The organism is Burkholderia sp. RS01 (genome assembly GCF_039748055.1).
GTDB lineage: Bacteria > Actinomycetota > Actinomycetes > Actinomycetales > Micrococcaceae > Arthrobacter.
On sequence record NZ_JBDLAK010000104.1, the window covers coordinates 1 to 212 of the forward strand.

The following is a 212-nucleotide window of genomic DNA, read 5'->3' on the forward strand; positions in this document are numbered from 1 at the left end:
GCGGGAGGCGATGGTGCCGGTGGCGAGGGCGGCGGCGGTTTCTTCGCAGGCCGGGGGCAGGGGCTGGCCGGTGATGCCGGTGCGGGGGAGGACGGCGGAGGCCAGGGCGAGACGGCGGCGGGCTTCCCCGGCGCCGATCCGCAGCCGGACCCGCAGGAACTCCGCGGTGTTCCGGCACCCGTCATCGGCCGGCGACACCGCCGGGACAGAGC

At 78.3% G+C, this 212-nt stretch carries 1 protein-coding gene; it reads right to left on the reverse strand.

The genetic code is table 11. The annotated features are described in order from the left end of the window. On the reverse strand, positions 1-212 hold a 212-nt coding region (locus ABFP37_RS22715), incomplete at both ends, for a DUF222 domain-containing protein (RefSeq protein ID WP_347035061.1).